The sequence below is a fragment of the Glaciecola sp. HA4-3 genome, from assembly GCF_055693685.1.
In genome coordinates, this window is sequence record NZ_CM146340.1 from 1,660,840 (window position 1) to 1,680,919 (window position 20,080).

The following is a 20,080-nucleotide window of genomic DNA, read 5'->3' on the forward strand; positions in this document are numbered from 1 at the left end:
CTATTCAATATGAGCTTGTTGTTGAATATGCCGCACTCTTAGATACATAAAAACGGCCGCTGTACTAAGCCCTGCTATAAATCCTATCCAAAAACCAGTTGCTGCCATTTTAGGAACAATAAAATCGCTTAAGCCCAATATCAACCCTGTAGGAAAACCGACTAACCAATATGAGATAAAGCTAATGATAAGCATCGCTTTTGTATCTTTATAGCCCCTTAGGGCATTTGCAGACACTACTTGTATTGCATCAGAAAACTGATATATCGTGGATAATAATAAAAGGCTTGCCGCTAATTCTATTAAAGGTAATTCATGGCTGTACAAGCCAGCGATTTGTTGATTAAAAAGCAAAATAGTTGCAGCACTAAAAACAACCGTTAACACACCCAGCACAAGACCAGCGTGATAGGTTTGTTTAGTATGTGATGATCGTCCTTCTCCAATCAAAAAGCCAATTCGAATAGCAACTGCCAATCCAATACTAAGTGGCATCATAAAAATTAGCGAAGACACGTTAAGTGCTATTTGATGAGCTGCCACAGTTAAAGCGCCAAATGGTGCCAATAAAATGGATACAATCGCAAATAGGCTGACTTCAAACAATAAGGTAAATGCGATAGGCAATCCAAGTTTTAATAAAATCATTAGCTCTTTAAATGATGGTTTTTTCACGCAAGAGTATAGCTGGTAATGTTGCAAACGCTTTGCAAAATAAGTATACATAATAGTGGCAAGCATCATTGTGTAATACACCAACATCGTTGCAAAACCACAACCTGCTCCACCCATTTCAGGCATGCCGAACAGACCATTAATAAAGACATAGTTCACGGGGATATTCACAAGCAAGCCAAGCCCCATAATAACCATTGTTGGTCTAGTCAATGATAAACCTTCACAGTAATTTCTAAGCGTTTGATAAATGGCAAAGGCTGGCGCTGCCATCAGCACATAGAACAAGTAATCTAAGCTTTTGAAGGCCATATCTTGTTCCATATTTATCATACTGATAATACCGGGCATAAAATAAAACAAACAAATAGCTAAAAGCGCAAAAAGCATCGACAGATACAACATTTGATGAACATTATTGGCAACTTTGGCATCATCTTTGGCGCCATCAAGCCTTGAAACAATAGGGGTTAATGCTAGGCAAATACCTTGAATAAATATAAAAACGGGTAAGCTAATACTGACCCCAATCGCAACAGCGGCCATATCAACATAGTTATATCGTCCAGCCATAATAGTATCGGCAACACCCATTAAAATTTGGGTCAACTGAGCAATTAGCAATGGCCACGTCAAACTCGCTAATACGCTGAGCTCTTTGCGCAGGATTTTGAATTTCACATGTTTCATATAAGACTTATATGCTCAAATTTTTTGTGGAGGATTAAACGTTTTCGTCGAATCACTAAGGGCTTGGTTCATGACTATCATCTCCTGCTCGCTTAAGTGCCTATACTTGCCTGGTGCTAGCCCTTTCAAGTCAATATGCATGATACTTTTACGAATCAATCTCGTAACATCATAACCTAAGTATTCACACATTCTTCTAATTTGCCTGTTTAAACCTTGCTGGAGAGTAATGTCAAAACCAAATTTGCCAGCAGGCTTTACCTCGCATGGTAGCGTTACCGTATTTAAGATTGGCACTCCTGAAGACATTTTACGTATAAACTCAGCGTTAATCGGTTTATTGACGGTAACACGATATTTCTTATTGTGGGCGTTCTCAGCGCGCAGAATTTTATTCACAATATCACCATCGTTGGTCAATAAAATTAGTCCCTCTGATGGCTTATCTAACCTTCCAATAGGAAAAATTCGTTGGCGATAATTAATGGCATCAATAATGTTGCCTTTGACTTTTCGTTCAGTTGTGCACGTAATCCCTACGGGTTTATGGTAAGCAAGATAAATCCGGTCGCTTTTATTTTGAGCAACAGGCACAATCTTTTTACCGTTAACCATAACGGTATCCATCTCCCCGATTTTAGTGCCTAGCTCGGGCTTTTTTCCATTAACTAATACATGCCCCTTCTCAATTAAAGCATCTGCTTCTCTTCTAGAGCAATGTCCCGAATCACTGATATATTTGTTAAGTCTTTTCATGACAGTAATATCATTATTTTCCATTCTGGCAAAATATCTATTAAGCACTACACTTTAGCCATACATCATTGTTAGCCTAGCACTATGCAAAACGAATTTATTGATTATTTTTTAGCATTCTTTTATACCTTCGTCGCGGTGTTTTATACGCTCTTAATCACTAAACGTCAAACAACAAACACTGGAATAAAACTTGTCCATAATGGTGAAAAATACTCACTTCATTGGTTTAACCATCTTACGTTTCGCGTATTTAGGGCTAGCATCTGGGCAGTTTGCGTGTTTCGCCTTCCATTCCCAGCAATAGATTCTGCCTTAATACAGTTTTACCCACTTAATACACTAATAATTAATTATCTTGGTGCATTTATGATGATGCTGGGGTTTAGCCTTACTGCTTTGAGCAACTTTACTCTAAACCAAATGTGGCGTAGCGGAATAGAATATTCGCCACAACCGATTCACGAGCAAAGGCATAAATCACAGTCTGATGACAGCTTAATCACCGACGGACTTTATCAATTAAGCAGAAATCCAGCGTATATTGGCGTAGGCATTTCCCAAATTGGCTTTTTCCTCGCATTACCCTCTGGGTTTACCCTTTTATGTTTAGGAATTGGGATTAATGCACTACTAATCCAAGTAAAGCTTGAAGAACAACATTTAAAAAACACGCAAGGCCAGCTATATAAAACATACTGTCAAAATGTACCGCGCTGGATATAACATTACTTTTTAAGTAGTGTTTTTATCCCTTCTGTTAAGCCTTCTAATGTCAGTGGATACATTCGGTCTTTCATCAGCTCTTTTATGATTTGAATAGACGCATGATAGTGCCAATAGCCTTTTTCTTGAGGGTTTAGCCAAATGGCATAATCAAAATGATTGAGCAAACGCTGCATCCATGAGGCCCCGGGTTCTTCATTCCAATGTTCAACACTGCCACCAGGATAGGTTATCTCATACGGCCCCATAGTAGCATCCCCGACAAAAATGATTTTATAGTCGCTACCATATTTGTGAATAATTGAATAAATATCAGTCGCCGCGTCATGTCTTCTTGAATTGTCCTTCCAGACACCCTCATATATGCAATTGTGAAAGTAGAAAAACTCAATATGTTTGAATTCTGCATGAGCCGCACTAAATAATTCTTCACATTGTTTAATGTAAGGATCCATCGAACCGCCCACATCAAAAAATAGTAATAATTTTATAGCGTTATGACGCTCAGGTGCCATTTTTATATCCAAATAGCCAGCATTTCTAGCAGTAGAACTTATCGTATCGGATACATCAAGTTCTTCGCTTGCACCTGTTCTGGCAAATTTTCGTAAGCGTCTAAGGGCAACTTTAATATTTCGTGTGCCTATTTCTACATCGCTGGCAAGGTTTTTAAAATTTCGCTTGTCCCATACTTTGACTGCAGAAAAATTACGATTTTTCTCTTGCCCTATTCTAACGCCTTCAGGGTTAAATCCATTTGCACCAAATGGAGATGTTCCGCCCGTACCTATCCATTTATTGCCACCTTCATGACGTTTCTCTTGCTCATTTAGACGCTCTTGCAGTGTTTCCATCAGTTTATCAAGCCCGCCAAGCGCTTCAACTTTCGCTTTTTCTTCGTCACTTAGTAGTTTTTCAAGCGCGTTTTGCAGCCACTCATCTGGAATTGTTTTATCAAATAGATCCAGAGTTTGGATGCCTTTAAAATACTCAGCAAAAGACTTATCAAATTTATCAAATTGACTTTCATCCTTAATTAATACCGTTCTGCTGAGCAAATAAAAAGCGTCTATATCCGCATAAATTAAGTTAGCATCTAATACTGCCATCAAGTCTAAGAACTCAGTAATGCTTGTTTTTACCTTGTGCTTACGCAAGGTATAAAAAAATCAATTAGCATTTCGGCGCGCCATAAACATCAATTTTTCAAAAAGATGTATATCTTGTTCATTTTTAAGCAAAGCTCCGTATAGAGGTGGCAAGGCATTTTTTGTATCACTGTCCTGCAAGACGGATGCTGGTATATCGTCAGCAACTAACAATTTTAACCAATCGATAAGTTCAGACGTCGACGGCCTTTTTTCAAGCCTCCAACTTCTCTTATTTGGAAAAAATTAGCCAAAGCTTGGTCTAGAAGCTCTTTTTTAATATCTGGATAATGTACTTTTACAATCTGTTCCATCTGCTCTTTTTCAGGAAATTCAATATAATGAAAAAAGCAACGTCGTAAAAATGCATCTGGTAATTCTTTTTCATTATTGGATGTAATAATGACTATAGGTCTTTGCTTCGCCGTAATCGTCTCTTGTGTTTCATATACAAAGAACTCCATTTTATCGAGTTCTAAAAGTAAATCGTTTGGAAATTCGATGTCTGCTTTATCAATTTCATCGATCAGTAACACTGGTCTTTTGTTAGCGCTGAACGCTTCCCACAATTTTCCTTTCACAATGTAATTTCGAATATCTTTAACTTTTTCATCACCTAACTGAGAATCCCTTAGACGAGAAACTGCATCATATTCATATAATCCTTGCTGTGCCTTAGTTGTACTTTTGATGTGCCATTGCAATAAAGGAGTGTCTAGCGATTGTGCGAGTTGTTCGGCAAGCATTGTTTTCCCTGTGCCAAGGTTCACCTTTTATTAATAATGGTTTCTCTAACGTTATCGCAGCATTTACTGCTAATTGTAGTTGCTGACTTGCAATATATTGTGAGGTTCCAGTAAAGCGCATAGGTATCCTATTGAATAGTTCAAAAAAATTTCATTGTTGACCGACAAGTTATTTCTAAGATATAGCAAAAAAACAGTTTGTTTTTTTTAATTTCGGCATAATCTTATAACTGTACGAATATTACGTTAAACAAAACACTTAAGATTATTAATATCTCTAACTAAATATTAATGATATCTACTAAAATAAGGATCTTAAAACATGAACGTGTTTGCAGACAATTCACTCGCCATAGGTAATACTCCTTTGGTAAAACTCAACAGAGTCACCACAGGTAATGTATATGCAAAAATTGAAGCTCGCAATCCAAGCTTCAGTGTGAAATGCCGAATCGGTGCAAATATGATTTGGGATGCTGAAAAATCAGGCGCATTAACAAAAGACAAAGAGATCATCGAAGCGACCAGCGGCAATACTGGCATAGCGCTAGCATTTGTTGCCGCTTCTAGAGGTTACAAGATCACATTAACGATGCCTAGTAGTATGAGTCTAGAGCGCAGAAAGTTGCTTAAGGCTTTAGGTGCAACACTTGTACTAACCGAGCCGCCTAAAGGAATGAAAGGCGCGGTTGCCAAAGTTGAAGAATTGATGGCGGCTAACCCGGGTAAATATGTGGCTATGAATCAATTTGATAATCCTGCAAATCCTGCTATTCATGAGCAAACAACGGGTCCTGAGATTTTTACTGCCACTGAAGGTAAAGTTGATGCGTTTATTGCAGGTGTAGGAACAGGCGGTACAATTACTGGTACTTCCAAATACTTAAAAGCACAAAAAAGTACAGTAGAAGCAATCGCTGTTGAACCTGCTGAGTCTCCAGTGATTACTCAAGCAAGAGCTGGTGAAGAGCTCACGCCTGCCCCGCACAAAATTCAAGGGATTGGTGCTGGTTTTATACCAGGAAACTTAGATCTAGAAATTATTGATGATGTTGAACGAGTCAGTAATGAAGATTGTATGGAGATGGCACAACGCTTAATGAAAGAAGAAGGTATCCTAGCTGGTATTTCATCAGGTGCGGCAGTAGTTGCAGCACAGCGTTATGCTTCACGTCCTGAAAATAAAGATAAAGTTATTGTGGTATTGCTAGCCTCAGGTACTGAACGTTATCTTAGTAGTCCTCTTTTTGCGGGTGAATTTTCTGAATTAGAGGAAGTCCAATAACAATAATTGTTGGGCATATGAAAAGGCGCTTTCAAATAGATTAGCGCCTTTTTTTTACTTATTTCTTTTTGATTTCTGCCGATACTCATCTTAGATAAAAGATTTAAGGTTGCAGTATGAGTTTCTCAATAAAAGAGCGAAGCACATTTTCGTTTAAAACGCTTTCAACAGTAGTAATTTGTTTTATGCTATTAAGTGCATGTGCTGACGATGACAAAATAAGCGCTGGACGTTACGGCATGATGAGTGATGACACGCCACAATATACAGCACTTGTGTTTGTTAATGCCATATACAAAGACCCAAATTTAAGTGGTGCAATTGCCGTGAGTACAGAGCGCTTCGCGCGAATCATTCAAGGACATCACACGAATAAAAATGTACAACGCCAAGTATTTAACTTACGCCTTGAGAATATTCAAGCAGAGCCAGTCTCGGGTGGCGCCGTACTCTTTCCTGATAGACTTGATGAAGTAAACATCGAAATGAAAATTTTGGGTGAATTTGATCGACGAAAAATTACTGAATTAAAAACTTTGCATATGATCAAAGAAGGTGGAAAATGGCTCGTTAACGATGTCAGCGATACCGTAAAGTAAATCTATTGACCTACTGCAATTCCTTCTCTTCGAGGGTCGGCAGCTCCCCACAGCTTGCCGTCAACAATTTGTACACCATGTAAACCACTATTAAGGTCAACAACCCTCACTTCATGACCCAAAGACTCAAGTGCCGGTGAAAGTTCGACCATGTTGCTGCCTTTTTCAATAGCCGTATATCCATTTCGATTACTTATCCTCGGAAAGCTAATAGCTTGTTGAATATCCATCCCAAAGTCCAAGACATTAATTATTGTTTGTGCAACGTAATTTATGATTCGGCTTCCACCTGTAGGAGCCAAGGACCAAACTTAAATTATCGTCCTTATCAAAGACCATAGTAGGACTCATCGCACTTCTTGGGCGTTTTCCTAGCTCTACGCGATTTAGCACCAATTTTCCGTCTTTGCTCGGGGAGAGTGAAAAATCAGTTAATTGATTATTTAGTAAGAAACCATCTACCATTAGTCCAGAGCCAAACATAAACTCAATACTTGAGGTCATGGAAATTGCATTACCCTGCTTATCCACAATAGAAATATGACTTGTACTATCAAGTTCAAGCGCATTATCTTGACCAAATGAGGCCGTCACATAAGGGTTTCCAGCCGTCGCCTTCTCAAATTGGTTTTCGATAGAAATTTGACTTGCTCTTTGAGCAATATAATCATAATCAACTAAGGGTTGTGCTGACATGTTCATAAAGGACAAATCAGCAATATAGTGAGAACGGTCAGCAAAACCTAGAGCAGTCGACTGGGCAAAAATATGCACAAACTCCGCACTATCTGGCGCCATATCAGACAAATTAAATTGTTCTAAACTTTTAATTATTTGAAACACTGTGACGCCACCAGAGCTTGGTGGTGCCATGGAGCAAATTTTATGCTGACGATATGCATTACACATCGCGTCCCGCTCGACGACCTCATAATCATATAAGTCTTTTGCTGATAAAAGGCCGGGATTTATTGTCGCATTATTCACCGCTGTTGCTATATTCTTGGCAATATCACCTTTATAGAAAGCATCAGTTCCTTGATTTGCAATTTTTTCTAAACTCAGTGCAAGCGCTGGATTTTTCCGTAATTGACCCGACTTCAATACTTCGCCTTCAGGTTTGAAGTAGTTTTTGCTACTTTCAAACTCATTTAAACCCGGATGCAAATCTAACGCTAGCAAGCGTGCTAGCCGAGCTGACACAACAAACCCATCTTTTGATTGCTTTATAGTATCGGTAAATAGTTGTGACCATTTTAAGTTACCAAACTTTCTATGCGCTAACTCTAATGCCTTGAGCGAACCATAGGTGCACCAACAGATTTCCCACCTACAATGGCTTCGCGCCACGATAAAGCTTTACCATCCACGATGAAATTGTTTTGAGTGGCTTTTTGTGGGGCTGTTTCGCGACCATCAAACGTATATAAGCGTTGGTTTTCGTTATCCCAGTACATAATAAATGCACCACCGCCGATCCCACTGGATTGAGGTTCAACTAAGGTTAGCATTGCTTGGACAGCTACCGCCGCATCAATCGCATTGCCTCCGTTTTCTATAATACGCTTACCGGCATTCGCAGCGTATGGATTGGCAGCCGCTACCATGTATTCACTGGCAACTACTTTTTGTTTAGTAACAACACCAGTAGCCGCTTCAGGTTCTCTATCCTCTAAAACAACCTTACTATTTTGATTTTGTTGGTTCTGTGCATACGCCAGACTTTGCACACTAATACCTACTACACTTATTAAAATGGTACTAGATATAAGTAAACGCAAGGTTGGTATCATGTTGTTTTCCTAAGGTAATGAATACTTCTAGAGTAAAATTGAATTTGCTTTTCGAACACTTAACTTTGTGCTTAGTCTACTCATTAGCTACAGACAAATAAAGTAAGAATGATAGTATATGACAATATTCTTCAAAAGGGTTTACACTTTAAATAAACAACACATGAGCTTTGTATAACGTGCAAAAGAGACAACCATTATTAACTTATGAGGCCTTACCGTTTTTTTTATTGGCGATGGCCTGCGTATTTCTGCACACACTATCGCTGATACCCTCATTTGATTGGATTCATAATTTGGGAAGGTATGATGACAAACTTATTGTACAAGGGCAAATTTGGCGGGTACTTACCGGCCATTTACTGCATACAAATTCCTACCATTTATTAGTTAATTTGTTAGGACTTGGCTTACTTTATTTACTCCATGGTACTTATTATAACAACATTCGTTTTACTGCCATATTATCAGTAAGTAGTCTTTGTATAGCGCTTGGATTATTGATATTTGACCGCGATTTACATTGGTATGTCGGACTCTCAGGTGCTTTGCATGGCTTGTTCGCTTGGGGGGTTATTCATGATATAAAATTAGGTCGAAAATCAGGTTATCTGCTATTTATTGGTCTAATCCTCAAACTTTGCGAAGAACAGTTTTTTGGAAGCGGTGATCTAGTCAATGAATATATAGAAGCAAAAGTAGCCATAAATGCCCATTTGTTTGGGGCAATCTCAGGCACAATTCTTGGCTTTGTCGTTAAAAAAAGCCTTGAATCATTCAAGGCTTTAATCGTAATTGTTACTTATAAGTTTGTTTCAAAAAGTTTTAAAATTCGACGATATTCATCAAGCCAAGAACTAGGTTGTACAAAACCATGAGGCTCAACAGGGTAAATCGCGGTTTCAAAGTCTTCCTTTTCAAGCTCAATTAATCGTTGTGTCAACCTAACTACATCAACAAAAAACACATTGTTATCAACCATCGGCGCATTCATCAGCAAAGGACGTTGTAATCCTTCAGCAAAGTAAATAGGCGAGCTTCTTTCATAAGCGATAGGGTCAATATCAGGCGTATTTAATATATTCGATGTATACGGTGTATTGTAATGAGCCCAATCAGACACTGGCCTTAAAGCAGCGCCTGCTTGAAATAAGTCAGGTGCATTGAACATAGCCATAAACGTCAGGAACCCTCCGTAAGAGCCACCATAGGTACCAATGCGATAGCGCTCGACATTAGCGTTTTCCACAAGCCAATTTACGCCATCACGTAAGTCCTGTACTTCAGGTGTCCCCATTTGGCGATAAATTGCTGTTCGCCAATCCCTTCCATAGCCTGCTGACGCTCTAAAGTCCATATCAAGCACAACATACCCTTTTGATGCAAGTAAACTGTGGAACATAAACTCCCTGAAATATCCAGACCATCCTTTATGTGCATTTTGTAAGTAACCTGCACCATGATTGAATACCACCGCTCGATGCTTTGAGCCGTCAGGTGTCTGACCAGGTCGATAAACACGAGAGTAAATTGGTTTATCTGTATGAGAAGATGGTATCGCTTCAATTGTTGGTACGACCCAATCAATTGCTAAGAATTCATCACTTATGGTGTTGGTAAGCCTTAATGGACCTCGATCACTATTAAGTCGCAGCGTATATAATTCAGGCGGCCTATTTAGTGTCGAGTGAGTCAATAATACTGTATCTTCGTTAGGGCTTAACTCAAAGTCTGTCATTCCGTTTAAATCAGTTAAGGCTTCCGCTTGACCACCACCTGAAAACACGCGGTAAACTTCATATATGCCAAGGTGTTTTTTATTTGCCTGATAATAAAAATATCTGTCGTTTTTTGTTAGCACCACATTGTCGACAACAAATTGTCCCTGCGTAATTGCAACCGGCTCACCAACTAAGTCCTTGGTGTACAATTGTGCATATCCTGATTCTTCACTCAAATAGAACAAACTTAGCTTGTTATCAAACCAACCAAACTGATTAAATCGATAATTTACCCACGCTTTATCATGCATACGGTGTTGGGTTTGTAATTTAGGTGCTTTGGCATCAACCGTCACAATCCATCTATCTTTGTTGTCCCAAGCTTCAAGCATTAGCGCGACATGAGTGCTCGAATCATGCCACTTTATGGGCATCTCTGTCGCGTACCAGTCAAACAGCAAACCGATATTTCTTGGTAAACGATTAGGGGTGTACTCTTCACCTTTTGCAAGGGCATTTTCAGTTTTAACGTCAGCTAAAACATCTTCGTTATATCCTGGAAGGTCAACATAACTAAGCTCCTTTATCGTTCCTTGTTTGATATCGATAAAATGAACCACATGGGATACAGGTTTTGCATCAGCCACGCGTTGCCTAACTGAGTCATTGGCAATGCGACCATCCTCTTGAATGTAGTCAGGCATGATGTCTGTGTCACTGCGTGTCGGGAGATCTTCTCTGGTGACGATAATCGCATATTCACCGTTAGGTGAAAGACTCGCCAAAACATTAGTATGCGCCTTATCCAGATAGAACATCGACGACATGATGCTGTCATTTGCTTTATCAAGTGCTTGTTGGTGGTCAAAGCGGTCTTGTCTATTTTTACGCTGAACTTGTACGTATTGAATCAACTTTTGCTGCTCAGCGGCAATGTAATCAGCAGGCGGTTTAACTGGCATGGGTCTGTCACTAAAATCCCAGGCGAGAACTTGCTCTTGCTTGCCGGTAGTAATATCTACCGTATAAAATGAGTTACCATCTTGAAACGAAACACCATTTCGTCCGTAGTACTGCAGGTTTCTCATTGTTCGATTATTTTTCGTTAGCTGCGCAACACGCATATTCGTGCGTGTTTGAACAAAAACATTACCTTCGTATATCCAAGCGACAAAATTCAGATCGTCATCATCGATCAGTTCATCATATTCGTGCTCATGACGTTGCGCTAATGGGACTATTTCGCCATTACCTTGCCCTGGTTTAGTTCTATATAGATCATAAACAACTGAACCCTCACGTTTCCTGTAATATAGGATATTTTCACCTAGTGCAGAGTAAAATCCATCCTCAGGTTGTCGACCCAACCAATCCGGATCGGCCATGATTTGATTTAAATTTACGCCAAGATCATACGCATTCGAGCTAACGGGAGCATATGTAGGCTTTGCTATTACAGGCTGAACAATCGGCGCTGTGCTAACTTCCTCGGAAGTCAGGCCACAACCCATTAGAGTAGTGGCGCCAATTAAGATTGTTAAAAGCTGTTGTTTTTTTATCATGTTCGTCATTCTTTTATTAATTATTAGTCATTAACATGTGATTATTAATTACACGTTATTTCCCTTTCTAGTCGCCATAAACTAACAAAGCATCCTAAGATGCTTTGTTTGATTTCGTTTTTCTATCCATGCACATGTATCATGAAAATGTACCAGAGGTACTATTTATTGTCATCCTTAAAATATACTTTGGGCATGTCTGCTGCTTGCTCATTAAATCCGTAAATCGCTTCACCCTCTTTTACTTGTACGCTAAAGGAAGTAACCACTGCTTTTGACGGGTCCATTGTTTTTTGAGCACTAGGAATGTTAGCACCTTGATCGTTAAAGGTCGCTAAGGTTTCACCATCTTCAATATCCACTGTGTAGCTAGTTGGCGTTCTTTCGTATGCTAGATCTGGATTCTTAGAGACTGCTGCACTTGGCATATTAGCGCCTTGATCATTAAACTCTGCAAATGCAGTATCGCTTGAAGTAAGGTTTGTTGCATCACACGCAAATAAGGCGCTAACAACCGTCAATAAGACACCTATTTTAACAATTTTCATAAATATACCTACTGTATGTTAGTCGTTTTGACAGATAATCCTGTTCAAAACATGCTGTTTGTTCCGATAAGACCGTTTTATGAGCTAATTTGTTACATCACGTCTAATATCAACGACTCATTCAGAAGGTCTTGCACTACTTGTTGTTTGCTATTAACTGGAAAATTTGTCACCTTTTGATTACCCGCTCATAGCATGTAATTAAGCTATACGTAAAATATCTGTAGCTTGATCTAAACCATGTATAATAAATTAGTGTATCAGTATCATTCATTTTAATTCTACATGATAATAAACAATAAGGTTATGAACATGAAAACACTCGCCATTGTTGCTGGCTTGCTTATGACATCTGGCATTGCTTCGGCTGACTGCCCAGATTTGCTTAAGCATATGAAAAGAAAACTTAACTCACAAGAAGTCGTTAATATGTGTGAAGCATATGAAGGTAAGGCAGTTTTATTCGTCAACACTGCTAGCAAATGCGGTTTCACTCCACAATTTGAAGGACTTGAAGCACTGCATGACACGTTTAAAGATGAAGGCTTAGTGGTTGTAGGGTTTCCGTCAAACGATTTTAAACAAGAGTTCAGTGACGAGAGCAAAACCGCGGAGCTATGTGAATTAACTTACGGTGTGAGTTTTCCAATGTTTGAAACAACGCCAGTAAGAGGTGATGATGCAGACCCATTATTTGCGCAATTAGCACAAAGAACAGGTAAACAACCAAAATGGAATTTTAATAAGTATTTAATGAGTAAAGATGGCAAAACCGTGACACATTACGGTAGTCGTGTTAAACCACAAGATGAAGATTTTCTCAATGATATTGCTCAAGCATTAGGCAACGAAGAGTAATCTACTTAAAAAAAGCCCTTCCAAACGGAAGGGCTTTAACACACTCAACTAGGAACACACTGATGGCTATGATTTCCCACAACCATCATGTATATATAGACAACAAATCTTAATTTGGTTCACAATTTTTTACGAAATTCTTCCCATGCACTATTTGCTGACTCCTCGCCCATCGCAAGTCCTTCTATGAAATACATTTTCACATCGTTAATGCCTAAAAACGCAAAGAAATTTTGCAAGTAATGGCTTTGCGTATCTAGTGGTGTGCCTTGGTATTTTCCGCCTCGTGCTGCAAGCACCGTCACTGACTTGCCTGTTAGCAAACCTTGTGGACCGTTGGCGGTATATTGAAAAGTTATGCCAGCACGCGCGATTCTATCAAAAAATGCTTTTAATACACTAGGAATACCAAAATTATACATGGGAACACCCAATACAATTTCATCGGCATTTTGTATTAACTGAATATACTTATCAGAGTAATTTGCTAACGTTTGCTGTTCTGCGCTTCGTTCGCGATTGTCAATGGCCCACGCTTGCATCTCTTGTGCACTTAAGTGAGGAAGGTTTTCACTATCTAAATCCAACACCGTAAGCTTGATCTCTTGTGCTGCTTGTAATTTTTCTGTGTAAAGCGCACTAGCTTTTGTGCTATTGCCTTGTTCACCCTGCAAACTGCTGTTTATTACTAATACATTTTTCATTATCTGTCTCTCTATTGATTACATACTTGGTCATATTGAAAGTATATGCATCTAATTATGCGAACAAAAGAGACAAAAATAAGACTTTATATTCGATTTAATCGAAACTAAGCGCTGAAAGCCTGTTCAAAATCGCTAATTATATCGACACTGTTTTCAATGCCGACAGAAACACGTATCAAGCTATCGCTAATTCCCATTTGAGCTCTTTTATCAGGCCCATTTTCATAAAATATGGTACTGGCAACTGGTAACACTAAGGTTCTGGTATCACCCAAATGGGTCGCAACAATCACAGTATTTAGTGCATTCAAAAAACGTCTATAATCAATGCCCTCACGTAGTTCAAAACTAAGAATTGCACCGTATTGTTGTTCAAATAAATGCTTAGCTCTGTCATGCTGCGGATGATTGTCTAACCCAGGATAGTTAACGGTTGATACGTCTGTATGTTGTTGCAGATACTGAGCCAAAGCCATTGCATTATCACAAGACTTTTGCATTCTCATTGACAATGTTTCAAGGCCTACCGATATTAAATGGGCTGACGTTGGTGCAAGCGTCGCTCCCATGTCTCTTAAGCCTTTTTTCCTAATCTGAGTAATTCCCCAAAGCTTGCTGTCTTGATGTTTATAGTAAGGTAAGATATTTGCGTAATTGTCCCAATCGGCTGTTCCCATATCAACAATGACGCCGCCAAGTACATTACCATGGCCTCCTACATATTTTGTAAGGGACGTTGTAAGAAGATGCGCTGAAACTGATTTTGCATCAAGCATAACACTAGGTGTCATGGTGTTATCAAGGACGAATAACAGATTATGCTGTTGACAGATTTCCCCTATCCTTTTTAAATCGGCAACTTGAGTACCTGGATTTGCGATAGATTCACAAAACACCATTTTCGTTGCTTCTTTAATACTGCCCTTCACATTTAGTGCATCAGTCGTATCCACATACGATACCTGAATACCAAAATTCAATAGCGTGTCAAAAAAGCTTCGTGTATTACCAAATAAGTATCGACTAACAATGATGTGATCACCGCTTTGTAAAAGAGACAACATCAATGCACTAATTGCGGCCATTCCCGTTGCAAAATTAGCCGCTTGAAACCCGCCTTCCAAATCAGCCAATACATTTTGTAATGCATTGCTGCTGCTTGAAGAGCTTCTAGAGTATACATGCCCTGCTTTTTTGCCTTGAAACACTGCCTCTAAGTCAGCTACATCATTAAACGCAAACAAAACGGAATTATTTGTTGCCTCATGAACGGCCCCATGTTCGGGATTATTAAGCTTACGATCAGCGTGAACAAGGTGGGTTTCGGTTTGTGGTTTTTTCACGTTAACTTCCTTCTATTAACGTTGCTACAGGAAATCCTGAAGTAATAAACAAGTAATCTACGATAGTATCATAGAATTTTAAGATAAGTAGTTGATGTTAAGACAACAAAACTCTAAGGTATACGCCGTCTTTAGAAATATGATTTTGTGTAAGGTCCCCAATATTTTAATGTGTATTTTATTTATTGCTATTAATCAACACCCAAAGTATCCGCTCATCATTGCCGCGAATAGAGACGAATTCCATCAACGTCCTACAGCTGCATCAGATTTTTGGCAAGACAAGCAAAGCTTACTCGCGGGCAAGGACTTAAAAGCGGGTGGTACATGGATGGGAATGACAAGATCCGGAAAATTATCAGCCTTAACTAATATAAGAGCCCCTAAAAAAGAACGTGCTGATGCTAATACTCGAGGCGAGCTAGTCACTAACTTTTTAACGGAAACAGTCAGTACAGAGCAATACCTTTGTCGTTTGAAAGATGAACACGAGCAATATAATGGGTTTAACCTATTGTATGGAAGCCTTGAAAAATTATACGTTTACAATAGTTTTGAAGATAATGCCTACCGACTAAGGACGGGGGTATATGGTTTATCAAATGCAAGCCTCAATAGTCCATGGCCCAAACTTGATGCAGGCAAGAATGCGCTAGCTCAGTATTGTCAACAAAAAGATCCTATTGATAATGAACAGTTGTTTAGTTTGCTTAGGAGTGAACAAACACCTGACGATGAAGATTTACCTCAAACGGGTGTCCCGATTGAATGGGAACGCAAGCTATCTTCCATTTTTATCGTCTCACCTGAATATGGTACACGCTCTAGCACTATCCTATTAGTCGATAAAGAGCAAAATGTTTATTGGGAAGAGCGTTCATTTGACGCAAACGCACAGCTAAGCGAAACGAAGAAATACGAGTTTTCAATAGACGCTTAAGCTACAATAAATAACAAAGCGAGTAACAAGCAATTTATTGCTCGAAATTTTCAGTAAAACCCGCATAATGCATTTACATTCTTAACAAGGAACAATCGCTGTGTTTGAAACTCTATCTGCCCTCGCGCCCGACCCTATTCTTGGATTATCAGCTGCATTTAAACAAGATAAAAATCCAAATAAGATTGACCTTGGTGTGGGTGTATACAAGGACGAGCAAGGTAATACTCCTATCTTAACATCTGTTAAAGAAGCACAAAAAATCCTTCAAGCTACAGAAACCTCTAAGGTGTATATCACTCCACAGGGCAATCAAGGATATATTGATGGTATGTTGAGTTTATTGTTTGGTCAAAACTCTGCTGCATTAAATGCTAATAGGGTAGCAGCTGTTCAAGCGCCTGACGGTTGTGGAGCTCTAAGGATTTTGGCTGAACTATTAGCACGGGTAAATTCAAAAACAAAAGTATGGGTAAGCGATCCAACGTGGGCGAATCATATCCCTCTATTAGGAGATGCAGGACTAGAATTGCACACCTATCCTTATTTTGACAAAGAATCAGCCAGTATTAACTTTGACGCAATGATGGAATGCTTATCTAAAGTCAGTAGTGATGATGTCGTTTTATTTCACGGTTGCTGTCATAATCCAACTGGTGCAGACTTAAATCAACAGCAGTGGCAAGAAATTGCAAAGCTTGCTAGCAAAGTTGGCTTTTTGCCTTTTGTCGATACAGCGTACCAAGGATTTGGCGATAGCATTGAACAAGACGCCTATGGTTTAAGGCTATTGGCAGATTCTGTCGATGAAGTAATCATTGCTGCGTCGTGTTCAAAAAACTTCGGACTATACCGTGAACGAGTTGGACTTGCTGCAATTGTTTGCAAGGATCAAAGAACAAAAGATATAGCCCAGTCGCAAATTCAATCTGTTGCTCGCGGCATTTATTCTATGCCGCCTTCATATGGGGGTGCGCTGGTCGATATAATTCTAAATACGCCAAGCCTCAAGCAAATGTGGGAAGGTGAAGTAACTGAGATGCGTGAACGAATGACTTTATTGCGCGCCATGTTAGTTGATAATTTAAATGCTCAAGGGGTTGATAAAGATTTTAGTTTTATCAATACACAAAAAGGCATGTTTTCATTTTTATGTATCCCAGCCAGTCAAGTTCAGCAATTAAGAAATGAACATGCGGTTTATTTTGTAGACTCAAGCCGGGTCAATATTGCAGGTATTAATAAAAACAACGTTGATGCGCTTGCAAAGGCAATTGCGAGCACCTTATAGCGTATTATGTCTATGCTTAGTTTGTACGTTTTGCCAGTGTGTAGTACAAAGAGCGATTAATCATAATAAAAAAGCCACATATACGTGGCTTTTTTTACATACGCTTTTTTTCCAGATTAGGTCATCATGCCACCATCAACAACAACGCTTGCGCCCGTTGTATAGCTAGACGCGTCCGAGACTAAATACAAGACTGTCCCCGCCATTTCATCAGGGTCTGCAACTCGCCCAAGTGGGATAACCTTAAGTGCTGTTTTTAAGATATTGTCATTGGTCGTTAACGCAGATGCAAACTTAGTATCAGTCAAGCCTGGTAACAAGGCGTTTACTCTTATATTTAACTTACCACATTCTTTGGCAAATGACTGAGTCATGCTAATGACAGCAGCTTTAGTAATAGAATAAATACCTTGCATGTCGCCAGGCCTTATTCCATTGACTGAAGCTGTATTTAAAATAACGCCTCCACCTTGCTCCTTCATCATATTGCCTGCTGCAATAGACATGAAAAAATAACCACGAATGTTGACATCGACCGTTTTACTATAGGCGGCAACATCAGTATCTAATATATGTCCAAAATAAGGATTGGCAGCAGCATTATTCACTAGTATGTCAATACGACCAAATTCCGCCTTTATATGCTCAAATATCGCATCAATTTGAACCATTTCACCCACGTGACAAGCAAAAGCACTCGCCTTACCGCCACTTTCAACAATGCTATCAGCAACTGCTTGGCATGCTTCTATTTTACGGCTTGATACAATGACGTGAGCACCTTTTGATGCGAGCAGCCTAGCAATAGACTCCCCAATACCTCGGCTTGCTCCAGTGACTAAAGCTATTTTTCCAGTCAAATCAAATAAATCTTTCATTTTTATTCCTATCACTCGTTATTGCACATATGTTTATGCAAGCATTCCACCATCAAGTGTAAATGCATGACCATTCATAAAAGAGCTCTCTTCACTTGAAAGCCAAGCAATCGCTGTCGATATCTCTTCTACCTTACCTAAACGACGCATTGGACTAGCTTTAACAATCGCTTTTTGCGAGCGTTCATCTAAAACTGCAAGCGTATTTTGCACCATTGGCGTATCAATAAAACTTGGACAAACTGCATTAAAACGCAAGCCTGCCTTTGCATATTCAATTGCGGCTGATTTAGTCAAGCCCATTACGCCATGTTTGGATGCACTATATGCAGAAATAGCAGGGGATGAGCGCAAACCTGCAACAGAAGCAACGTTAATAACATGGCCTGAGCCTTGTCCTGCCATAGTAGCAATAGCTGCTCGCATACAATGCCAGACACCTTTAAGATTGACAGCAATATTACTATCAAAATCATCATCACTAAGTTCATGCATAGGTGCAGGTTTATGATCAATTCCCGCATTATTTATAACGACATCTAGACCACCGAGTTCTTTAGCTGCAAATGCAAACAATGCCCGCACCTGTTTGCCGTCGGTGACATCACACTCATGAAACAATATTTTATCACCAGCTTCACTACCAAGCCGAGCAACTGATTCACCTTGTTCTTTAGATAAATCAGATATCACTACATGTGCACCGCGACTTGCTAATAGTAGGCCACTTGCGGCGCCAATTCCTGATGCGCCCCCGGTAATTAAAATACGCTTACCTTTAACATCTGCTGCTGGATTCATAGCCTATTCCCCTACTTTTAACACAAGCTTGCCAAAATTTTCGCCTTTAAACAGCATCATTAGTGTCTCAGGGAAGGTTTCAATACCATCAACTATATGATCCTTTACTTTTAACTCGCCAGAGCCAATCCACCCAGCAATGTCTTTCATTGCAACTGGATATTCTTTGATGTTGTCAAATACAACAATCCCTTCCATTCGAGCTCGATTTACCAACAAAGAAAGATAGTTTGAAGGCCCTTTAATTGGTGTTGTATTATTGTATTGACTAATTGCCCCACAAATCACGATACGTGCACGCAAATTAATGCGAGTCAACACATCATCGAGAATTTCACCACCAACATTATCAAAAAACACATCAACACCTTTGGGACAAGTGTCTTTCAACGCTTTTTTAACATCTTCGTTTTTATAATCAATCGCAGCATCAAACCCTAATTCATCAATTAAAAACTGGCACTTTTCCTTACCACCAGCAATGCCTACTACACGGCAGCCTTTAATTCTAGCAATTTGCCCTACTAAACTCCCTACTGCGCCCGCGGCGCCAGATACAACTACCGTCTCTCCTTCTTTAGGCTCACCGCTTTTTAATAAACCGAAGTATCCTGTCATACCCGGCATACCTAATACGCCAAGATAATAAGACAGTGGCGCAAGTTTAGGGTTAACTTTGTGCATACCTGTGCCGTCACTCACTGCATAGTTTTGGACACCGTTGTAACCACATACAAAATCGCCAACGGCATAGTCTTCATGTTGGCTCTCAATTACTTCACCAACCGTTCCAGCACGCATTACATCACCGATTTGCACAGGCTCTATGTATGACTTGGCATCGTTTAACCATCCGCGCATTGCGGGATCTAATGAAACATATTCAACTTTGACCAAAAATTGTCCCGGTTGAATTGTTGGTTTCTCGGTTTGTGCAAATTCCCAAGTATCTTCGTTAGGTGCGCCAAAAGGTCGTGATTTAAGTAACCATTGTTTGTTTGTTGTTGTCATTA

The 20,080-nt window shown here is 39.5% G+C and carries 17 protein-coding genes and 2 pseudogenes; 7 read left to right on the forward strand and 12 right to left on the reverse strand.

Translation table 11 applies throughout. From position 1 onward, the window contains the following. The gene (locus ACZ1G6_RS07915; protein WP_472618786.1) at positions 1-1,356 is read right to left on the reverse strand and encodes an MATE family efflux transporter; all 1,356 of its coding nucleotides are present in this window, start codon (positions 1,354-1,356) and stop codon (positions 1-3) included. Between the two features lie 24 nt (positions 1,357-1,380). Continuing rightward, positions 1,381-2,121 carry a pseudouridine synthase gene (locus tag ACZ1G6_RS07920; protein WP_472618953.1) on the reverse strand — a complete coding sequence of 247 codons (741 nt, stop codon included), beginning with the start codon at positions 2,119-2,121 and terminating at the stop codon, positions 1,381-1,383. Positions 2,122-2,205: 84 nt separating this feature from the next. Between ACZ1G6_RS07920 and ACZ1G6_RS07925 the strand changes: the two genes are divergently transcribed. Beyond that, positions 2,206-2,847 carry a methyltransferase family protein gene (locus ACZ1G6_RS07925; protein ID WP_472618787.1) on the forward strand — a complete coding sequence of 214 codons (642 nt, stop codon included), beginning with the start codon at positions 2,206-2,208 and terminating at the stop codon, positions 2,845-2,847. 2 nt (positions 2,848-2,849) lie between these two features. On the opposite strand, the gene ACZ1G6_RS07930 is transcribed toward ACZ1G6_RS07925, so the two are convergent. Together ACZ1G6_RS07930 and ACZ1G6_RS07935 are read right to left on the reverse strand one after the other, a co-directional pair. Further along, complete coding sequence (locus ACZ1G6_RS07930; protein WP_472618954.1) at positions 2,850-3,956, reverse strand: vWA domain-containing protein; 1,107 nt, start codon at positions 3,954-3,956, stop codon at positions 2,850-2,852. Positions 3,957-4,016: 60 nt separating this feature from the next. Continuing rightward, a pseudogene (locus ACZ1G6_RS07935) lies at positions 4,017-4,862 on the reverse strand (AAA family ATPase). Between the two features lie 201 nt (positions 4,863-5,063). Here ACZ1G6_RS07935 and cysK point away from each other — a divergent pair. Both cysK and ACZ1G6_RS07945 read left to right on the forward strand, forming a co-directional pair. Then, the gene (cysK, locus tag ACZ1G6_RS07940) at positions 5,064-6,026 is read left to right on the forward strand and encodes a cysteine synthase A (RefSeq protein WP_472618788.1); all 963 of its coding nucleotides are present in this window, start codon (positions 5,064-5,066) and stop codon (positions 6,024-6,026) included. Positions 6,027-6,142: 116 nt separating this feature from the next. Further along, positions 6,143-6,625: a hypothetical protein gene (locus ACZ1G6_RS07945; protein WP_472618789.1), complete on the forward strand. Its 483-nt coding sequence runs from the start codon at positions 6,143-6,145 to the stop codon at positions 6,623-6,625. Positions 6,626-6,627: 2 nt separating this feature from the next. Here ACZ1G6_RS07945 and ggt read toward each other — a convergent pair. After that, a pseudogene (ggt, locus tag ACZ1G6_RS07950) lies at positions 6,628-8,418 on the reverse strand (gamma-glutamyltransferase). A gap of 179 nt (positions 8,419-8,597) precedes the next feature. Between ggt and rrtA the strand changes: the two are divergent. Further along, on the forward strand, positions 8,598-9,296 hold the full coding sequence (gene rrtA, locus ACZ1G6_RS07955; protein ID WP_472618790.1) for a rhombosortase: 699 nt from the start codon (positions 8,598-8,600) through the stop codon (positions 9,294-9,296). On the opposite strand, the gene ACZ1G6_RS07960 is transcribed toward rrtA, so the two are convergent. Both ACZ1G6_RS07960 and ACZ1G6_RS07965 read right to left on the reverse strand, forming a co-directional pair. Beyond that, positions 9,221-11,701 (reverse strand): S9 family peptidase, encoded by a 2,481-nt coding sequence (locus tag ACZ1G6_RS07960; RefSeq protein WP_472618791.1) that lies wholly within the window; start codon positions 11,699-11,701, stop codon positions 9,221-9,223. The genes rrtA and ACZ1G6_RS07960 overlap by 76 nt on opposite strands. A 161-nt stretch (positions 11,702-11,862) precedes the next feature. Next, positions 11,863-12,249, reverse strand: a complete 387-nt coding sequence (locus ACZ1G6_RS07965) for a hypothetical protein (RefSeq protein ID WP_472618792.1) — start codon at positions 12,247-12,249, stop codon at positions 11,863-11,865. 312 nt (positions 12,250-12,561) lie between these two features. On the opposite strand from ACZ1G6_RS07965, the gene ACZ1G6_RS07970 reads away from it, so the two are divergent. Then, complete coding sequence (locus tag ACZ1G6_RS07970; RefSeq protein WP_472618793.1) at positions 12,562-13,107, forward strand: glutathione peroxidase; 546 nt, start codon at positions 12,562-12,564, stop codon at positions 13,105-13,107. A 119-nt stretch (positions 13,108-13,226) separates the two neighbouring features. Here ACZ1G6_RS07970 and ACZ1G6_RS07975 read toward each other — a convergent pair whose 3' ends face one another. Both ACZ1G6_RS07975 and ACZ1G6_RS07980 read right to left on the reverse strand, forming a co-directional pair. Then, on the reverse strand, positions 13,227-13,811 hold the full coding sequence (locus ACZ1G6_RS07975) for an FMN-dependent NADH-azoreductase (protein WP_472618794.1): 585 nt from the start codon (positions 13,809-13,811) through the stop codon (positions 13,227-13,229). Positions 13,812-13,918: 107 nt separating this feature from the next. Then, positions 13,919-15,157 carry a cystathionine gamma-synthase family protein gene (locus ACZ1G6_RS07980; protein ID WP_472618795.1) on the reverse strand — a complete coding sequence of 413 codons (1,239 nt, stop codon included), beginning with the start codon at positions 15,155-15,157 and terminating at the stop codon, positions 13,919-13,921. Positions 15,158-15,326: 169 nt separating this feature from the next. Between ACZ1G6_RS07980 and ACZ1G6_RS07985 the strand changes: the two genes are divergently transcribed. Together ACZ1G6_RS07985 and ACZ1G6_RS07990 are read left to right on the forward strand one after the other, a co-directional pair. Further along, positions 15,327-16,097: an NRDE family protein gene (locus ACZ1G6_RS07985; protein ID WP_472618796.1), complete on the forward strand. Its 771-nt coding sequence runs from the start codon at positions 15,327-15,329 to the stop codon at positions 16,095-16,097. Between the two features lie 100 nt (positions 16,098-16,197). Then, complete coding sequence (locus ACZ1G6_RS07990) at positions 16,198-17,388, forward strand: amino acid aminotransferase (RefSeq protein WP_472618797.1); 1,191 nt, start codon at positions 16,198-16,200, stop codon at positions 17,386-17,388. Positions 17,389-17,504: 116 nt separating this feature from the next. On the opposite strand, the gene ACZ1G6_RS07995 is transcribed toward ACZ1G6_RS07990, so the two are convergent. From ACZ1G6_RS07995 to ACZ1G6_RS08005, 3 genes are read right to left on the reverse strand one after another with little or no spacing between them, the layout of a single operon-like run. Beyond that, on the reverse strand, positions 17,505-18,266 hold the full coding sequence (locus ACZ1G6_RS07995; RefSeq protein ID WP_472618798.1) for an SDR family oxidoreductase: 762 nt from the start codon (positions 18,264-18,266) through the stop codon (positions 17,505-17,507). Between the two features lie 33 nt (positions 18,267-18,299). Beyond that, positions 18,300-19,067, reverse strand: coding sequence for an SDR family NAD(P)-dependent oxidoreductase (locus tag ACZ1G6_RS08000; RefSeq protein ID WP_472618799.1), 768 nt, complete (start codon positions 19,065-19,067; stop codon positions 18,300-18,302). Positions 19,068-19,070: 3 nt separating this feature from the next. Further along, positions 19,071-20,078 (reverse strand): NADP-dependent oxidoreductase, encoded by a 1,008-nt coding sequence (locus ACZ1G6_RS08005; protein WP_472618800.1) that lies wholly within the window; start codon positions 20,076-20,078, stop codon positions 19,071-19,073. Between the last annotated feature and the right edge of the window lie 2 nt (positions 20,079-20,080).